14 protein-coding genes and 1 pseudogene are annotated in these 17335 nt (G+C 61.6%); 11 read left to right on the top strand and 4 right to left on the bottom strand.

The annotated features are described in order from the left end of the window. Nucleotides 1–89: 89 nt before the first annotated feature. The 3 genes from dgcB to ACIQUS_RS07765 are packed head-to-tail and all read left to right on the top strand — an operon-like array spanning nt 90 to nt 4048. Complete coding sequence (dgcB, locus tag ACIQUS_RS07755; RefSeq protein ID WP_403045077.1) at nt 90–2039, top strand: dimethylglycine demethylation protein DgcB; 1950 nt, start codon at nt 90–92, stop codon at nt 2037–2039. Next, a complete protein-coding gene (locus ACIQUS_RS07760) occupies nt 2039–3262 on the top strand; it encodes an electron transfer flavoprotein subunit alpha/FixB family protein (RefSeq protein ID WP_403045080.1) in 1224 nt (407 codons plus the stop codon). The genes dgcB and ACIQUS_RS07760 overlap by 1 nt, the downstream gene beginning before the upstream one ends. Before the next feature lie 15 nt (nt 3263–3277). Continuing rightward, complete coding sequence (locus ACIQUS_RS07765) at nt 3278–4048, top strand: electron transfer flavoprotein subunit beta (RefSeq protein ID WP_403045082.1); 771 nt, start codon at nt 3278–3280, stop codon at nt 4046–4048. Between the two features lie 645 nt (nt 4049–4693). Here ACIQUS_RS07765 and gbcA read toward each other — a convergent pair. Continuing rightward, nucleotides 4694–5986, bottom strand: coding sequence for a glycine-betaine demethylase subunit GbcA (gene gbcA, locus ACIQUS_RS07770; RefSeq protein ID WP_403045085.1), 1293 nt, complete (start codon nt 5984–5986; stop codon nt 4694–4696). A 286-nt stretch (nt 5987–6272) separates the two neighbouring features. Here gbcA and gbcB point away from each other — a divergent pair, with 286 nt between their 5' ends. After that, entirely contained in the window at nt 6273–7370 is a 1098-nt protein-coding gene (gene gbcB / locus ACIQUS_RS07775) for a glycine-betaine demethylase subunit GbcB (RefSeq protein ID WP_403045088.1), read from the top strand. Here the strand turns inward: gbcB and ACIQUS_RS07780 are convergent. Next, nucleotides 7291–8211 (bottom strand): nitrilase-related carbon-nitrogen hydrolase, encoded by a 921-nt coding sequence (locus tag ACIQUS_RS07780; RefSeq protein WP_403045091.1) that lies wholly within the window; start codon nt 8209–8211, stop codon nt 7291–7293. The two genes, gbcB and ACIQUS_RS07780, sit on opposite strands and share 80 nt — an antisense overlap. 166 nt (nt 8212–8377) lie before the next feature. Here ACIQUS_RS07780 and ACIQUS_RS07785 point away from each other — a divergent pair, with 166 nt between their 5' ends. The 5 genes and pseudogenes from ACIQUS_RS07785 (at nt 8378) to ACIQUS_RS07805 (ending at nt 13038) form a co-directional block, all read left to right on the top strand. After that, the gene (locus tag ACIQUS_RS07785; protein WP_403045094.1) at nt 8378–10285 is read left to right on the top strand and encodes a flavin monoamine oxidase family protein; all 1908 of its coding nucleotides are present in this window, start codon (nt 8378–8380) and stop codon (nt 10283–10285) included. Nucleotides 10286–10417: 132 nt separating this feature from the next. Continuing rightward, nucleotides 10418–10648 carry a hypothetical protein gene (locus ACIQUS_RS07790; protein WP_403045097.1) on the top strand — a complete coding sequence of 77 codons (231 nt, stop codon included), beginning with the start codon at nt 10418–10420 and terminating at the stop codon, nt 10646–10648. After that, the gene (locus tag ACIQUS_RS07795; RefSeq protein ID WP_403045100.1) at nt 10645–10947 is read left to right on the top strand and encodes a cell division protein ZapA; all 303 of its coding nucleotides are present in this window, start codon (nt 10645–10647) and stop codon (nt 10945–10947) included. The genes ACIQUS_RS07790 and ACIQUS_RS07795 overlap by 4 nt, the downstream gene beginning before the upstream one ends. A 198-nt stretch (nt 10948–11145) precedes the next feature. Beyond that, nucleotides 11146–12177, top strand: a pseudogene (locus tag ACIQUS_RS07800) (cache domain-containing protein); the annotation flags it as partial. Nucleotides 12178–12309: 132 nt separating this feature from the next. Continuing rightward, a complete protein-coding gene (locus tag ACIQUS_RS07805) occupies nt 12310–13038 on the top strand; it encodes a methyl-accepting chemotaxis protein (protein ID WP_403045397.1) in 729 nt (242 codons plus the stop codon). A 6-nt stretch (nt 13039–13044) separates the two neighbouring features. Here ACIQUS_RS07805 and ACIQUS_RS07810 read toward each other — a convergent pair whose 3' ends face one another. Together ACIQUS_RS07810 and ACIQUS_RS07815 are read right to left on the bottom strand one after the other, a co-directional pair. Further along, nucleotides 13045–13341: a hypothetical protein gene (locus ACIQUS_RS07810; protein ID WP_403045102.1), complete on the bottom strand. Its 297-nt coding sequence runs from the start codon at nt 13339–13341 to the stop codon at nt 13045–13047. 162 nt (nt 13342–13503) lie between these two features. Beyond that, entirely contained in the window at nt 13504–14544 is a 1041-nt protein-coding gene (locus tag ACIQUS_RS07815; RefSeq protein ID WP_403045104.1) for a low specificity L-threonine aldolase, read from the bottom strand. Between the two features lie 266 nt (nt 14545–14810). Between ACIQUS_RS07815 and glyA the strand changes: the two genes are divergently transcribed. Beyond that, nucleotides 14811–16064, top strand: a complete 1254-nt coding sequence (gene glyA, locus ACIQUS_RS07820) for a serine hydroxymethyltransferase (protein WP_403045106.1) — start codon at nt 14811–14813, stop codon at nt 16062–16064. A 20-nt stretch (nt 16065–16084) separates the two neighbouring features. Further along, on the top strand, nt 16085–17335 hold the full coding sequence (locus ACIQUS_RS07825) for a sarcosine oxidase subunit beta family protein (protein ID WP_285863838.1): 1251 nt from the start codon (nt 16085–16087) through the stop codon (nt 17333–17335).

Consider the following 17335-nt stretch of genomic DNA (forward strand, 5'->3'; position numbering starts at 1 on the left):
GATACGGTGTATGAAGCACCGTCGTAATCGCGGGACAAGCCCGCTCCTACAGGGTCATTTCCCGAGCGCGATTCGTGTGGGAGCCTCCCATGTTGAACACCCTTTTACCCATCCTGCTGTTCGCCGCCCTGGGCCTTGCCGCCCTCGGCGCACTGCGGCGTGTGCGGATGTGGCGCCAAGGCCGACCATCGAAGGTCGACTTGCTCGGCGGCCTGCTGGCCATGCCGCGGCGCTACATGGTCGACCTGCACCACGTGGTCGCCCGCGACAAATACATGGCCAACACCCACGTCGCCACTGCCGGTGGCTTTGTGCTGGCTGCGCTGCTGGCGATCCTGGTGCACGGCTTCGGTCTGCACAACAAGATTCTCGGCTATGCCTTGTTGTTCGCTACGGTACTGATGTTTGCCGGTGCCCTGTTCGTCTACAAGCGCAGGCTCAACCCGCCCTCGCGCCTGTCGAAAGGCCCGTGGATGCGCCTGCCGAAAAGCCTGCTGGTGTTCGCCGCGAGCTTCTTTATCGCCACCTTGCCGGTCGCCGGGATCCTGCCGGAAGGCTTCGGTGGCTGGCTGCTGGTCGCGTTGCTGGGCGTGGGTGTGCTCTGGGGTGTGTCCGAGCTGTTCTTCGGCATGACCTGGGGCGGGCCGATGAAGCACGCCTTCGCCGGTGCCCTGCACCTGGCCTGGCACCGCCGTGCCGAGCGCTTCGGCGGCGGACGTTCCACTGGCCTCAAGCCCCTGGACCTGGAAGACCCCGAGGCGCTGCTGGGGGTGGAGAAACCCAAGGATTTCACCTGGAACCAACTGCTCGGCTTCGACGCCTGCGTACAGTGCGGCAAATGCGAAGCCGCCTGCCCGGCCTTTGCCGCCGGACAACCGCTGAATCCGAAAAAGCTCATCCAGGACATGGTCGTCGGCCTGGCCGGCGGCACCGATGCCAAATTCGCCGGCAGCCCGTACCCGGGCAAGCCGGTTGGTGAACACGGCGGCAACCCGCACCAGCCGATCGTCAACGGCCTGGTCGATGCCGAAACCCTATGGTCGTGCACCACCTGCCGCGCCTGCGTGGAGGAGTGCCCGATGATGATCGAGCACGTCGATGCCATCGTCGACATGCGCCGTCACCTGACCCTGGAAAAAGGCGCCACGCCGAACAAGGGCGCCGAGGTCCTGGACAACCTGATCGCCACCGACAACCCCGGCGGTTTCGCCCCGGGCGGGCGGATGAACTGGGCGGCGGACCTGAACCTGAATGTGCTCGGCGACATCCAGACCACCGAAGTGCTGTTCTGGGTCGGCGACGGCGCCTTCGACATGCGCAACCAGCGCACCCTTCGTGCCTTCGTCAAGGTGCTCAAGGCGGCCCAGGTGGACTTCGCCGTGCTCGGCCTGGAGGAGCGCGACAGCGGCGACGTGGCCCGTCGCCTGGGTGACGAGGCGACCTTCCAGCAACTGGCCCGGCGCAATATCCAGACCATGGCCAAGTACAGCTTCAAGCGCATCGTCACCTGCGATCCGCACAGCTTCCATGTGCTCAAGAACGAATACGGCGCCTTCGGTGGTGACTACCTGGTGCAGCACCACAGCACCTACATTGCCGAACTGATCGGTGCCGGCAGGCTCAACCTCGGCCAGCACAAGGGCGGCAGCGTGACCTATCACGATCCGTGCTACCTGGGCCGCTACAACGGCGAGTACGAAGCGCCGCGCGACGTGTTGCGCGCCCTGGGCATCGAGATCAAGGAGATGCAGCGCTCGGGCTTCCGTTCGCGTTGCTGCGGCGGTGGCGGCGGTGCGCCGATCACCGATATCCCCGGCAAGCAGCGGATTCCCGACATGCGCATGGACGATATCCGCGAGACCGCTGCCGAGTTGGTCGCCGTGGGTTGTCCACAGTGCACGGCGATGCTTGAAGGTGTGGTCGAGCCCCGGCCGCTGATCAAGGACCTGGCCGAACTGGTGGCCGACGCCCTGCTCGAAGAACAAGCGCCAGCGAACAAGTCGACGCCGGCAAAGCGTGAACCTGCGGAGGTGCACTGATGAGCGACATTATTCGCCGTGATCCGCGCGCCGAGTGGATCGCCCGCAACCGCCTGCACCCCTTGCACGCGGCCATGCAGCAGACGCAGCAGCACAGCTGGATGGGCCCCAACGGCATTATCCGCAAGAACCCTCACGGCGTCGGTTTCATCGGCCCCAACGGTATCAAGCGCATCGACCGCAGCGGTGCCCAGCAGGGCACCAGCAACAAGCGAACAGCTGCCGTTGCCGTGCAGTTGCCGCTGCACCAGGTGCCGGCGCCGGCGTTCTACATTGCCGTGGTTCCGGACATGGTCGGTGGCCGCCTGGGCAGCCACGACCGTGACCTGCTCGGGCTTGCCCACAGCCTGGCCGGTAGCGACGGTGCTGTGCTCGCCGTGGTCTTTGGCGAGCACAAAGAGAGCAACTTTGCTGGTGCGGGCGTTGATCGACTGCTGGTCATCGAGGGCGATGAGTTCGAAGGTTATGCACCGGAGCAACTGGTGCAAGGCCTGCGGGCTGTGGATAACCAGTTTTCACCACGGCACTGGCTGCTTCCGGACAGTCGCACGGGAGGAGGGGAGCTGGGCCGGCGCTTTGCCGCCGCCATTGGCGAGCGGCCGGCGACCCGGGTCTGGCAGGTCAAGGATGGCCAATGCACCGGTCGAGCGGGTGCTGGCCAGCAGGACCTCCACCGCAGCTTGCCGCGGCTGGTCCTGGCGGCGGCAGAATGCGCCGAGCCGGTCAGCGAAACCCGTCATGAAGCCCTGCCGGTGGAGTTGTCCACAGGCGTGGCGCGCCACCTTGCACGCATCGAAGACCTGGGGCCGGTCGCTGTAGACCCGGCGGCGATTGCCATGGCCGAAGCCGAATTCATCGTCTCTGGCGGCAACGGCGTCAAGGACTGGGAGCTGTTCCACCGTGCGACCGTCGCCCTCGGCGCGACCGAAGGCGCCTCGCGGGTGGCGGTGGACGACGGCTTCATGCCGCGTAACCGCCAGGTCGGGGCCACCGGTACCTGGGTCACGGCGCGGGTTTACGTGGCTGTGGGTATCTCGGGCGCGATCCAGCACCTGCAGGGCATCGGCGCCTGCGACAAGGTGGTGGCGATCAACATGGACCCCGGTTGCGACATGATCAAACGGGCCGATCTGTCAGTGATCGGCGACAGCGCCGCGATTTTGCAGGCGCTGGTCGAGGCTGTGGAAAACTATCGCAACGACGCCAAGCGTGACGCGGCGTAAGGGCAGGGGATAACTATGAACGCCAAGGTCATCAGTCTGGTTTCAATCGGTGCCCATCCCAGCTCCGGCCGCAGCCGGCGTGCAGAGCAGGACGCCCGGGCGGTGGAACTGGGGCTGCAACTGGCTGGGGATAACTTGCAGGTGCTGCATGCTGGTGATCCACAGGAGCCGGCATTGCGCGCCTACCTGGGCATGGGCCTGGCGCAGCTGGATGTACTGGAGCAACCCCAGGGAGCGGATGCCTTGGGTGTGTTGGGCGACTATCTTCGTGACGCCGGTGCACAGTTGGTCCTGACCGGGAGCCAGGCCGAGACCGGCGAAGGCTCGGGTATGCTGCCGTTCCTGTTGGCCGAGCGTCTGGGCTGGCCGCTGGTGGTCGGGCTGGCCGAAGTGGAATCTATCCACAATGGCGTAGCCCAGGTTTTACAAGCCTTGCCACGGGGCCAGCGGCGTCGGCTCAAGGTGCGCCTGCCATTGCTGGCCACTGTGGATAACGCTGCGCCCAAGCCGCGCCAGAGCGCTTTCGGCCCGGCGCGGCGGGGCGTGCTGGCGGCGCGCACGGTAGAAATTGTCGAAGATACGTTATTCACAAGCGCCGAACTGCAGTCGGCCAAACCGCGGCCCAAGCGCCTCAAGGTGATCAAGGCCAAGAGCGGCGCCGACCGCATGAAAGCCGCCACCGCCAAGGCCAGTGGCGGCGGTGGACAAGTGCTCAAGGACGTCAGCCCGCAGGCCGGTGCCGAAGCCATCCTCAAGTTGCTGGTGGAAGAAGGCGTATTGCGCTGAGGGATTGCCCACAATCTCTGTTGGCCGATCTGTGGATAAAGTGTTTGTGTATGGCTGGAGGGCACGCATGGCGTGCCCTCTGGCGTTATGGTCAAAAAATGATCAGGTTAAGTCACGGATTTTCCTGGTTATTCTCCCTCTGTCCTGATTGATATTGCCCACAATGGCTGTTGGCGCCTCTGTGGATAATATGTTTGCCCATGGCTGCAGGCCACGTTCTGCAAGGGCTGTATCGAATTGATCAAATAGTGATCGATTGCCGGCCTTAGCGCTGTTTATCCCCGTCAAACCTGGCGCTCAGGGCATTATCCACAGCACTTTTCCACCGTCCTGACTTTTGCACACAAAGTCTGTTGGCGTCTTTGTGGATAAGGTGTTTGCGCTCGCCTGTGAGCCACGTTTTACAAGGTGTTCAGCCGATTGATCAAATATTGATCAAACTATTTTCGAGGGAAAATCAATGACTTGCCCACATTCGCTGTGGGTTGTCCTGTGGATAAAGTGTTTGCTGTGTGGCGCGGGCCAGGAGGGGCTGGGGATTGCGGGGGGTGATCAGAATTTGTACAGGCAGTGCCGGCCTCATCGCGGGGCAAGCCCGCTCCTACAGACCCGTAGGAGCGGGCTTGCCCCGCGATGGGTTCACTACTATTGCGCAGCCACACCCTTGAGGTAAGGCGCAGGCGCCGCCCCCAGGTTGTTCAGCATTCGCTCGCTGTACCAGTCGACAAAGTTCACCACACCGAACTCATAGGTCTTGGAATAAGGCCCTGGCTGGTAAGCCGTGGAGTTGATACCCCGCTGGTTCTCCTCGGCCAGGCGACGGTCCTGGTCGTTGGTGGCGTCCCATACCTGGCGCATGCGCTCGGGGTCGTAGTCCACGCCTTCGACCGCGTCCTTGTGCACCAGCCACTTGGTGGTGACCATGGTTTCCTGGGCGCTGATCGGCCAGACGGTGAAGACGATCATGTGATCGCCCATGCAGTGGTTCCAGGAGTGCGGCAGGTGCAGGATGCGCATCGAACCGAGGTCTGGGTTCTTGATCCGGCCCATCAGCTTCTGGCAGCCCTGCTTGCCATCCAGGGTCATGGACACCGTGCCCTTGAGCAGCGGCATGCGCACGATACGGTTGCGCAGGCCGAAGCTGGCATGGGCATAGGGGATCTTCTCGGCGTCCCAGGCCGCCGCGGAGGCGGCGACGTGGTCCTTGAACGCCTGGTCGGCCCGTGGGTCGGTGACGTCGTCCCACTCCAGCAGGGTTTTCAACAGCTCCGGGTGCGAACCACTGCAGTGGTAGCACTCGCGGTTGTTCTCCAGTACCAGCTTCCAGTTGGCCTTTTCCATCAAGGTGGTCTGTACGGCCACCTTGGTGTTCTCCATGTCGTAGGGCTCCATGTAGTGAGCCAAGGTGGAGAGGAAGTCGTCGATCGCCGGCGGATTCTCCGCCAGGCTGATGAAGATGTAGCCACCGGCAGTCTTCACGTTCACAGGCTTGAGGCCGTATTGCTTCATATCGAAGTCGGCACCCATCTCGGTGCCGGCGAACAGCAGGCGGCCATCGAGCTCGTAGGTCCACTGGTGGTAATGACAGACCAGCTTGGCCACCTTGCCCTTGTCACTGGTGCACAGGCGCGAGCCACGGTGCCGGCAGACGTTATGGAAGGCATGCACCTGGCCTTCGGCGCCACGCACCACCAGGATCGGGTTCTTGCCGATCTGCAGGGTCAGGAAGTTGCCTTTGGCCGGGATCTCACAGGTCATCCCGGCAATCAGCCATTCCTTCTGGAAGATTTCTTCCATGTCGATCTGGAACAGGCGTTCGTCGGTGTAGAACGGCTGTGGCAGCGAGAAGGTGCGCTCGCGGCTCTGCAGCATCTCGGCTGTCGCCTTGCGCGCAGGTTCCAGTGGATCGCCCAGACTCAAAGTTGCGGTGACGTCCATCGTGTAGGTCCTCATGGCCGGTGCTGGTGGCCGGTGAAAGTGGCTAATCGTTGTTATGGCGACGCAAGGCTTGATTACAGCAGGATCATTTGCGATGGAGTGTGCGTTCGAAGGCGCCACGAACCATATCCATGGGCGACATGAAAAGATCCGTTTCCGACGCGCCAGCCCTTGTGGCAGGGGCCTGGTCGCGATAAGCACGCCGATGTCGCGGATAGGTATGTGTCCGTTGCGCAGCTTGAGCAGAATCGAAGCCATCAGGCCGCAGTCGGCCGTGGAGACGAGCATGTCCAACTTCCTCAATCCGGTCAGCACCCAGACCTGGGCCAACGGCCGCCACATCGTCCGTTGCGTCAAGGTGATCCAGGAAACCTGGGATGTGCGGACCTTCTGTTTCATGGCCGACCAGCCCATCATGTTCTTCTTCAAGCCCGGGCAGTTCGTGACCCTGGAGCTGGAGATCGAGGGCGAGCCGATCATGCGCTCGTACACCATTTCCAGTTCGCCGTCGGTGCCCTACAGCTTCTCGGTGACCATCAAGCGGGTGCCGGGTGGCAAGGTTTCCAACTGGTTGCACGATACCCTGCACGAAGGTCAGGAGCTGGCGGTGCACGGGCCGGTCGGGCTGTTCAACGCCATCGACTTCCCCAGCCCCAAGGTGCTGTACCTCAGCGGCGGCGTCGGCATCACCCCGGTGATGTCCATGGCCCGCTGGTTCTACGACACCAACGGCAATGTCGACATGGTCTTCGTCCATAGTGCCCGCTCACCGAAAGACATCATCTACCACCGCGAGCTGGAACAGATGGCCTCGCGGATCCCCAACTTCAGCCTGCACATCATTTGCGAGAAGCATGGCCTGGGCGAACCCTGGGCAGGCTATCGCGGCTACCTGAACCAGAAGCTGATGGAGTTGATCGCGCCGGACTTCATGGAGCGGGAAATCTTCTGCTGCGGCCCGACCCCCTACATGCACGCGGTCAAGCGCCTGCTCGAAGGTGTCGGTTACGACATGAGTCGTTATCACGAGGAATCGTTCGGGGCGACACCGGCCGAGGTCAAGGCCGATGCCGTGGAACACGCCGAGCAGGCGGCGGAAGCTGCCGAAGTCGACGCCAGCGACCTGCACCAGGTGGAGTTCACCTCTACCGGCAAGAGCATCCGCGTGGCCCCGGGCGAAACCGTGCATGCGGCGGCGGCCAAGCTGGGCCTGATGATCCCCAAGGCCTGCGGCATGGGCATCTGCGGCACCTGCAAGGTGCTCAAGCTGGGCGGCGAAGTGGAGATGGAGCACAACGGCGGCATCACTGACGATGATGTGGCGGAGGGCTATATCCTGTCCTGCTGCAGTGTGCCCAAGGGGGATGTGCGGATTGAGTACTAGTGCCGCACACACCGCCGTAGAGTTCCGGGCGGCGATCCTGGTGCACATGGTTATGGTCGCTGATCCACTTGTCGTCGGCTTCGGCAAGATCGATGTCGGTCACCAGCAATTGTGCTTCGGGCAGGCTGCTGGCGCCGGCCAGGGGGAAACCGTCGGCGTCGACAATGGTTGATCCACCCACCCAGTCAATCCCGCGCTCATGGCCGTGGCGATCACAGGCGGCGATGAACATTCGGTTGACTGCCGCGCCGGCCTGGACTCTCACGATCTCGGCCGGCCTTTCACCTTCCGGACGACCCAGGTCTGGCCAGTTGACGGGCGCACAGAGCAACTGTGCGCCGCCGAGTGCCGCCAGGCGAACCCATTCGGGTAGTTCCAGGTCGTAGCAGATCACCAGGCCGATGCGGCCTTTGGCCGTATGCACGATGGGTGGAGGCTGGTCGCCGGGGGTGAAGATGAGTTTTTCCCGGTCCCACAGGTGGGCCTTGCGGTAGCAGGTCAACCAGCCCCGGGGATCGACCAGCACGACGCTGTTGGCCACTTCGACGGCTGACAGGCGCTCGCAGAGCCCGCCGACAACGATGATGTCGTGTTGGCGTGCCAACTCGAACCAGCCCATTACCGTCTGGTCGTACAGACCTTCCGCCGACTCGAGGGCTTCATCAAGGTCATGGAAGGCATAACCGCTTTGCGCCAGCTCCGGCAGTACGACCAGTTCTGCACCTTGTTGCGCGGCGTGGGCAATGGCCGCGTTGCACAGTTGGCGGTTGTAGTCCACTTCGCCCACCCTGGGGGCGATCTGGGCACAGGCGATACATAAAGGCAATGATGTGCGGGTCATGCGTTTATCTCCTGGAAAGAGCATGTATCAATGCGCTATTAACTGCGGCCGTCAACTAGCATTTTTGCCAGTCCAAGAAACTTGGCTTGAATTTCAATTCAATATAAGTAGCCCGATTCTCTGGCACTACGCTCTTTCCGTAGGTCTAACTTCTGCGGAGAGTGCAATGTCTTCCATTCCTTCTCGTATACGCCTTGCCAAACACGTTATGGACAAGGATGTGAGTGCGCTTATTCCAGACTTTCCATTTGATTATGGTGGTTACCTTCTGGCGAGAGGGGAGAAGACGCTTGGATCTATCAGTGCGCAACACGCAGGGGAGCAGGTGCTGGTGGTAGGTGCGGGTGCCGCCGGGCTGGTTGCGGCCTACGAGATCATGCGCATGGGGCTGCACCCGGTTGTTGTTGATGCGGGGGGGCGTATTGGTGGGAGACTGTTTTCACAATCGGTAAATGACGCTGTACCTTTTGAGCGTGGTGCCATGCGCTTTCCTGTTTCGGGGAAGGCCTTGATGCACTATTTTCGTAAAGTCGGAATGGTTGGTAATAGTGAGGAGTTCCCTAACCCGGGAAGTTCGGCGGCAGTGAGTACGGTGGTTGATTTCGAGGGGGATAAATATTATTTCGAAGGTGATGAGGGAGCGTTTCCGCGCCCTCTTCGATTTAAGGAAATAGAAGATCGGTTCTTTGGCGAGTTTCTTGAACAACAACCCATCCGCTTCACTGAGATGGAAAATGCCATGTCAGCGGGCTCAATCGATCAAGCATTGATCAAGCAGATATGGGACAACATTCTCAGTGAGGGTTGGGACAACCTCAGCTTCCATGCCGCCATGGTCGAGCAGGCACGCTGGTCAGCAGCAGACATCAATGTATTCGGACAGATCGGCTTCGGTACGGGGGGCTGGAATACAGACTTCCCCAACTGTTTTCTCGAAGTGCTGCGGGTGCTGTACACCGGCCTGGATATCAATCACCTGTTAATGCGCGACGGCGCCGACCAACTGCCCCAACGCTTATGGTCACGACCTGCTGCCGATTTCGGTGATGAGCAGGTGCCCGGGTTGCCCGCCGAGACCGTAGAACAGTTGAGCCTCCACGCATTGCAGGGAGTCAACCCCCTGCGTCAGGAAGTCAGACTGATCAGTCGGCGGGAAGATGGCCGATTCGAGGTGGTATTCCACAACCTTGATAGCGGAGCGGACTTTCGTCGCGACTACGCTGCAGTTGTGTACACCCCGCACCTTCGGGTTCTCGATAAATTCCGCTATTTGAACGGTGTCGAGGGGCTCGAGGCCAGCCAGTCATTGTTAAGCCAGAAGCAGTGGGAAGCGGTGATGTACTGCCACTACATGCAATCGGCAAAGATTTTTGCCCAGACCCGCACGCCTTTCTGGCACCAACGCGGAACTGATGGCAAACAACTGATGAGCATCACGCTTTCCGACCGCCTGACCCGAGGCACTTACCTGGTCGATTACAGCCGAAACACAGGAGACTACAAGGGCAGTGGCATTTTCCTTTCCTACACCTGGAACAACGACAGCCTTAAATTTCTCGGTGATCGTTCGATCATGCGCCATGGCGAGCTATGCACGACGCTGCTTGACAAGGTTTACCCAGGCCTGGACCTGGCTTCGCACTTTGTCGACAGCGATCCTTTCGTGGAGATCAACTGGGAGGAAGAGCCGTTTTACCTGGGCGCATTCAAGATGAACCTGCCGGGGCAGTATGAGAACCAGCGGCAGTTGTTCAGCCAGTTCTACGAGGGCGGCAATGGCGTTGCCATGGATGGTTTCATCCTGGCCGGGGATGATGTTTCCTGGACGGGCGGCTGGGCGGAGGGGGCGGTAACCACGGCGTTGAACGCCGTGGACAAGCTGGCGACCAAGTTCAACAACGGCTTCGCCCCCGAGGGTGGCCCTGTATCGCAGTGGCATCGCCTCAAGCCGAAGGTATTGGAGGAAAGGGTGCATTGCCGCCAAGACGTGCCGCGCCTATCGGTCTGGATAAGACGGTTGTGGGCGAAGATAAAAATCTGGGCCGGCCAGCTTTTCCCTGACCAGCGGCAATGATGAAAGGGGAACCGGTGGGGTATCGGTTGGTCAATCAACACCAGGCCGATGTGTCTAGATCCGATATCCCTGGCGACCACGCGGAGTTTTCTTTATCGTGTGCGCCCCCTGAAAATCCCCGAGAAGGCAATCATGTTGGAAACTTCCCTCAGTCAACTGGAACAACTGGTCAGCGACCTGGTGCAGAAGAATCAGGAACTGGCCGAGCGCAACGCGCAGATCAGCGCCGAACTGGCCCAGGCCAAGGATGAAAACGAAAGCCTGCAGCTGGCGCTGATGGAACACGAAGAGAAGCAGGGCGCTACCGCCGCGCGCATCCAGGCCCTGGTCGAGCGCGCCAGCGTCGGTGCCGTCAACGCATGAGAACTTCAGCACAGCCGATCAATGTCGTGTCGATCCTTGGCAACGACTATTCGATCAAGGCCCCCGAAGGCCAGGAACAGGCCCTGGCGCAGGCCGTGCAGATGCTCAATGCGTCGCTGGCCGAGACCAAGCGTAAATACCCGACCCTGATCGGTGACAAGCTGCTGGTCCTGGCAGCCCTCAACCTGTGCTCCAAGCAGATCGAACTGCAACAGCAGCACCAACAGGCCCTCGACCGTTACCAAGAGCAAGTCAGCGCCACGGTCGATGTCATTGCCCGGACCATCAGCAACAACTGATCGTCCTGCGCCCAACGTTGTCCCTTCTTTTGCTCGCTCACTGCCTGTGGCAGTGGGCGGCATTGCCGTGGGTCAATGAAGTAATTGTATTTCCATCTGTATACAATTGGCTTGTGTATTGCAGTACAAGGCTCATTTACCCAGGGGAAATCCATGCAGTTCTGGCGGCGCAGTATCCAGTGGCAATTGATCGCAAGCATGGGCGCAGCCCTGCTGGTGAGCGTTCTCATCGTGGTCGGGATCTATTCGGTGGCGGTCAATCGCCTGACGGAACGTTACCTGGTCGACACTGCCTTGCCGGCAAGCATTGAGGCAATTGGTAACGACATCGAGCGCATGTTGACGCGTCCGCTGACCGCTGCGGCCGACATTGCCAACAACACCCTGCTGCGTGACTGGTTGGCGGCCGGAGAGGACAGTGCCCAGGCGCCGCAATTTATCGAGTACCTCGAAGCGGTCAGAGAAAAGAACCAGGCATTCACCGCACTGTTCGCCGCCACCGAAACCCATCACTACTACAACGAGAAAGGCCTGGACCGGACCCTGAGCCGCAGCAATCCGGCAGACAAGTGGTTTTACGGCTTTATCGATAGTGGTAACCCACGGTTACTGAACATCGACACCGACGGCGGCACTGGCGAGCTGGCGCTGTTCATCGACTATCGGGTAGAGAAAGCCGGCAAACTGGTGGGTATAGCCGGGTTGGGCCTGCGCATGACCGAACTGTCGGCCCTGATCCACAATTTCAGCTTCGGTGAGCGCGGTCGGGTCTTCCTGGTGCGTGGCGACGGCTTGATTCAGGTCCACCCCGAGCAGCAATTCAGTGGTAAACGCACCCTGGCCGAGCAAATCGGTGAGGAGGCTGCGCAGGTTGCACTGAGCCGCGGGCAAGGCGTACACAGTAGCCGCTTCGAGCGGGATGGTGAGGGCTACCTGGCCCTGAGTCTACCGCTGCGTGACCTGAACTGGAGCCTGGTGGCCGAGGTGCCGGAATCGCAGATCTATGCGCCAGTGCGCGAAACGCTGTGGTTGACCAGCCTGATCGGTGCGGCGGTGGCGCTGGTATCGTTGTTGCTGGTGGTGCTGCTGGCGCGGGGGATCGTGCGACCGATTCGCCGGGTTACCGGCGCCTTGATGGCGATCGGCAACGGTGGCGGCGACCTGACCCAGCGCCTGGATGCCTCCCGCGCCGATGAATTGGGTGACCTGGCCCGGGGGTTCAACGGCTTCCTCGACAACCAGCGCGCACTGATCGGCGACGTGTTGCGCACCACCGGGCGCTTGCATGAGGCGGTTGGTCAGGTGAGCGAAGTGGTGGACAACACCGCCGATCGTTCGCTCAGGCAGCAGGAAATGACCGAAATGGTCGCCACGGCGGTGCATGAGATGGGCCTGACCGTGCAGGAGATCGCGCAAAACGCCGGCAATGCCGCCCAGGCCTCGCAGACGGCGCGCAGCGAAGCCCTGCAGGCCCGCGATGTGGTGCAGCGTTCCATTGCACATATTGAAGGCATGTCTGGCGAGATTGGCCAAGCCGCAGGAGCTGTCAGCCAGTTGGCCGAAGAAGTCGCCTCGATTGACGAAGTTCTTGCAGTAATCCGCAGTATTTCCGAACAGACCAACCTGCTGGCGCTGAACGCGGCCATCGAGGCGGCGAGGGCTGGCGAGATGGGCCGTGGCTTTGCCGTGGTCGCTGATGAAGTGCGCACCCTGGCCCAGCGGACCCAGGTGTCCACCGACGAGATCCAGCAGATGATCCAGCGCCTCAAGCAGGGCGCCGGCAACGCCGTGGCCTCGATGCATGCCGGGCAGGCGGCAACGGGTACGGGGGTCGAGTCTAGCCAGCGTACGGGGGCGTCCCTGACCACCATCACCGGGCAGGTGGAGCACATCAGCGACATGAACCTGCAGGTGGCGACAGCGACTGAAGAGCAGTCGGCGGTGACCGAGGAGATCAACCGTAACGTGCAGGGAATTTCCGATCTGGCGCGGCAGACAGCGGCCGAGGTGCAGGGCTGCCGGCAGGATTGCCAGGCGTTGCGCGGGCTGGCCGATGACCTGGCACGGCAGATGGGTGGGTTCCGTCTGTAGCCCCGCTCAATGCTTTTGCTTGCCGCGTCGAGAGTGAGCAGTCATGAGTTTGAGGAGGCGCTCTTTGTCTTTCGATGTATACCCGATAATGCCAATGGTCCATTTTCCTTGATTGGGACTCTCAAAAACATATCGTTGAGAGACACGAAAACTAAGGTACTTGTTTGCTGTTGTAGTGAATTGCACATTGTCGCCGATGGCGAAGGACGAAAGCATTTCTATGCCCATCACATCACGGGGGTTGTGAGGTTCGCCATCGACAATAAAAAATGCTGAGACAACGAGATTTGAAATGTCTGTCATTTTGAGACCTGGGGGTGAATTGATCACCAGTAAATCGCTGTGGGGATCCACTCTAAACCGCAGCAAACAGGGGCTCAACTGACAGAAATATCAGGTCAATTCGCGGGGCAAGCCCGCTCCCACATGGCCCGGTGGGAGCGGGCTTGCCCCGCGATAGGGTCCTCAAGCCCCCATTGCAGCCCGGATATCCGCCGCCAGCTCACGCACCCGCGCTTCGTCGGTATCCCAGGAGCACATGAAGCGCGCGCCACCGCTGCCGATAAAGGTGTAGAAACGCCAGCCCTTGTTGCGCAAGGCTTCCAGGGCAGGCTCCGACATCTGCAGGAACACCCCGTTAGCCTCCACCGGGAACATCAGCTCGACACCCGGCACGTCGCTCACCAGTTCGCTGAGCAGCTGTGCGCAACGGTTGGCATGGGCGCCGTACTTGAGCCAGGCACCGCTTTCGAGCAGGCCGACCCAGGGCGCGGACAAAAAGCGCATCTTCGACGCCAGCTGGCCCGCCTGCTTGCAGCGGTAGTCGAAGTCATCGGCCAGCTTGCGGTTGAAGAACAGGATCGCCTCACCCACAGCCATGCCGTTCTTGGTGCCGCCAAAGCACAGCACATCGACCCCGGCCTTCCAGGTCAGCTCGGCCGGCGAGCAGCCCAGGTACGCGCAGGCGTTGCTGAAGCGGGCGCCGTCCATGTGCAGGTTCAGGCCCAGTTCCTTGCAGGTGGCGCTGATCGCCTTGAGCTCGTCGGGGCGATAGACGCTACCGACCTCGGTGGCCTGGGTGATGGTCACCACCCGTGGCTTGGGGTAGTGGATGTCCTGGCGCTTGAGGGCCACTTCGCGGATTGCATCCGGGGTCAGCTTGCCGGCCACGGTACGGGCGGTGAGCAGCTTGGAGCCGTTGGAAAAGAACTCGGGCGCGCCGCATTCGTCGGTCTCGACGTGGGCAGTCTCCGAACAGATCACGCTGTGATAGCTCTGGCACAGGGACGACAGCGCCAGGGAGTTGGCCGCGGTGCCGTTGAAGGCGAAGAACACCTCGCAGTCGGTTTCGAACAGTTGGCGGAAATACTCGGCGGCCCGGGCCGTCCACTGGTCGTCGCCGTAGGCGCGGTCGTGACCCTGGTTGGCTTTTTCCATGGCGGCCCAGGCTTCCGGGCAGATGCCTGAGTAGTTGTCGCTGGCGAATTGTTGGCTTTTATCTGTCATGACACTGTCCTGTGAACGACGCAGGTGAGCACTGTAAACAAGATTTATGAAGTCGCCTATACAACCGTAATAAGCGGCAAACCATCGCGGGGCAAGCCCGCTCCTACAGGCTGTAGGAACGGGCTTGCCCCGCGATGCGTCCCCATGTCGTAAACGCACCTTTGTGTGGCGCCCGTAGGCATCTGGGCTGTCTGCGCCAGTCATACCATCGCTGCAAAAGGGCAATTGCCCCACAAGAACCGATGCCGCTGCCGGGAGAGACTGCGATGTTCAGCAAGCAAGACCAGATCCAGGGTTACGACGATGCACTGCTGGCGGCGATCAATGCCGAAGAGCAACGCCAGGAAGATCACATCGAGCTGATCGCCTCGGAGAACTACACCAGCAAGCGCGTGATGCAGGCCCAGGGCAGCGGCCTGACCAACAAATACGCCGAAGGCTATCCAGGCAAGCGCTACTACGGCGGTTGCGAGCATGTGGACAAGGTCGAGCAACTGGCCATCGACCGCGCCAAGCAGCTGTTCGGTGCCGACTACGCCAACGTCCAGCCACATTCCGGCTCCTCGGCCAACGCGGCGGTCTACCTGGCCCTGCTTCAGGCCGGCGACACCATCCTGGGCATGAGCCTGGCCCACGGCGGCCACCTGACCCACGGTGCCAAGGTGTCGTCCTCGGGCAAGCTGTACAACGCCGTGCAGTACGGTATCGACACCGTCACTGGACTGATCGACTACGACGAAGTCGAGCGCCTGGCGCTGGAACATAAACCGAAAATGATCGTTGCCGGGTTCTCGGCCTACTCGAAAACCCTCGATTTCCCACGCTTCCGTCAGATCGCTGACAAGGTCGGTGCCTACCTGTTCGTCGACATGGCCCACGTTGCCGGCCTGGTTGCCGCGGGCCTGTATCCGAATCCGCTGCCGTACGCCGACGTGGTCACCACCACCACCCACAAGACCCTGCGTGGTCCGCGCGGTGGCCTGATCCTGGCGCGCAGCAACGAAGAGATCGAGAAGAAGCTCAACGCCGCGGTGTTCCCCGGTGCCCAGGGTGGCCCGCTGATGCACGTGATCGCCGCCAAGGCGGTGTGCTTCAAGGAAGCGCTGGAGCCGGGCTTCAAGACCTATCAGCAGCAGGTCATCGACAACGCCCAGGCCATGGCCCAGGTATTCGTCGAGCGCGGCTACGACGTTGTCTCCGGCGGCACCGACAACCACCTGTTCCTGGTCAGCCTGATCCGTCAGGGCCTGACCGGCAAGGACGCTGACGCCGCCCTGGGCCGCGCCCACATCACCGTGAACAAGAACGCCGTGCCCAACGATCCGCAGTCGCCGTTCGTCACCTCGGGCCTGCGCATCGGTACCCCCGCAGTCACCAGCCGTGGCTTCAAGGTTGCCCAGTGCGTGGAGCTGGCCGGCTGGATCTGCGACATCCTCGACAACCTCGGCGATGCCGATGTCGAGGCCGATGTCGCGAAGAACGTGTCGGCACTCTGTGCAGATTTCCCGGTTTATCGCTGAGTGGTTCAGGAGTGAAGACTATGCAACGTTACTCGGGCTTCGGCCTCTTCAAGCACTCGCTCAGCCACCACGAGAACTGGCAGCGCATGTGGCGCACGCCGACCCCGAAAAAGGTCTACGACGTGGTCATCGTCGGCGGTGGCGGGCACGGCCTGGCCACGGCCTACTACCTGGCCAAGGAACACGGCATCACCAACGTTGCAGTGGTCGAGAAAGGCTGGCTGGGCGGTGGCAACACCGCACGCAACACCACCATCGTGCGCTCCAACTACCTGTGGGACGAGTCGGCGCACCTCTATGAGCACGCCATGAAGCTCTGGGAGGGTCTGTCCCAGGACATCAACTACAACGTGATGTTCTCCCAGCGCGGCGTCTACAACCTCTGCCACACCCTGCAGGACATGCGCGATTCCGAGCGCCGGGTCAGCGCCAACCGCCTCAACGGCGTGGACGGCGAACTGCTCAATGCCCAGCAGGTGGCTGAAGAAATTCCGTACCTGGACTGCTCGAAGAACACCCGTTACCCGATCATCGGCGCCACCGTGCAACGTCGCGGTGGTGTGGCCCGTCACGACGCCGTGGCCTGGGGCTTTGCCCGCGCCGCCGACGCCCTGGGCGTGGACCTGATCCAGCAGACCGAAGTGATCGGCTTTCGCAAGGAAAACGGCGTGGTCATCGGCGTCGAGACCAACAAGGGCTTCATTGGCGCCAAGCGCGTCGGCGTGGTCACTGCCGGTAACTCCGGGCACATGGCCCGGCTGGCGGGCTTCCGTCTGCCGATCGAATCGCACCCGCTGCAGGCGCTGGTGTCCGAGCCGCTCAAACCGATCATCGACAGCGTGATCATGTCCAACGCCGTGCACGGCTACATCAGCCAGTCGGACAAGGGCGACCTGGTCATCGGCGCCGGTATCGACGGCTGGGTCGGCTACGGCCAGCGCGGCTCTTACCCGGTGATCGAACACACCCTGCAGGCCATCGTCGAGATGTTCCCGATCCTCTCCAGGGTGCGCATGAACCGCCAGTGGGGCGGCATCGTCGACACCACCCCGGACGCTTGCCCGATCATCTCCAAGACCCCGGTGAAGAACATGTTCTTCAACTGCGGTTGGGGCACCGGTGGCTTCAAGGCCACCCCCGGCTCGGGCAACGTCTTCGCCGCCAGTCTGGCCAAGGGCGAAATGCACCCGCTGGCCAAACCCTTTTCCATCGACCGTTTCTACAACGGTGCACTGATCGACGAACACGGCGCCGCCGCTGTCGCCCACTAA

The sequence above is a fragment of the Pseudomonas sp. NPDC090755 genome (genome assembly GCF_044769005.1).
Taxonomy (GTDB): Bacteria; Pseudomonadota; Gammaproteobacteria; order Pseudomonadales; family Pseudomonadaceae; genus Aquipseudomonas.

Bases quoted from the DNA above. Each gene is read 5' to 3' on its own strand.
- gbcA (WP_403045085.1), bottom strand. From the start codon at position 5,986: ATGGACGTCACCGCAACTTTGAGTCTGGGCGATCCACTGGAACCTGCG.
- dgcB (WP_403045077.1), top strand. From the start codon at position 90: ATGTTGAACACCCTTTTACCCATCCTGCTGTTCGCCGCCCTGGGCCTT.
- ACIQUS_RS07780 (WP_403045091.1), bottom strand. From the start codon at position 8,211: ATGACCCGCACATCATTGCCTTTATGTATCGCCTGTGCCCAGATCGCC.
- ACIQUS_RS07825 (WP_285863838.1), top strand. From the start codon at position 16,085: ATGCAACGTTACTCGGGCTTCGGCCTCTTCAAGCACTCGCTCAGCCAC.
- ACIQUS_RS07790 (WP_403045097.1), top strand. From the start codon at position 10,418: ATGTTGGAAACTTCCCTCAGTCAACTGGAACAACTGGTCAGCGACCTG.
- ACIQUS_RS07805 (WP_403045397.1), top strand. From the start codon at position 12,310: ATGGTCGCCACGGCGGTGCATGAGATGGGCCTGACCGTGCAGGAGATC.
- glyA (WP_403045106.1), top strand. From the start codon at position 14,811: ATGTTCAGCAAGCAAGACCAGATCCAGGGTTACGACGATGCACTGCTG.
- gbcB (WP_403045088.1), top strand. From the start codon at position 6,273: ATGTCCAACTTCCTCAATCCGGTCAGCACCCAGACCTGGGCCAACGGC.
- ACIQUS_RS07795 (WP_403045100.1), top strand. From the start codon at position 10,645: ATGAGAACTTCAGCACAGCCGATCAATGTCGTGTCGATCCTTGGCAAC.
- ACIQUS_RS07810 (WP_403045102.1), bottom strand. From the start codon at position 13,341: ATGACAGACATTTCAAATCTCGTTGTCTCAGCATTTTTTATTGTCGAT.
- ACIQUS_RS07760 (WP_403045080.1), top strand. From the start codon at position 2,039: ATGAGCGACATTATTCGCCGTGATCCGCGCGCCGAGTGGATCGCCCGC.
- ACIQUS_RS07785 (WP_403045094.1), top strand. From the start codon at position 8,378: ATGTCTTCCATTCCTTCTCGTATACGCCTTGCCAAACACGTTATGGAC.
- ACIQUS_RS07765 (WP_403045082.1), top strand. From the start codon at position 3,278: ATGAACGCCAAGGTCATCAGTCTGGTTTCAATCGGTGCCCATCCCAGC.
- ACIQUS_RS07815 (WP_403045104.1), bottom strand. From the start codon at position 14,544: ATGACAGATAAAAGCCAACAATTCGCCAGCGACAACTACTCAGGCATC.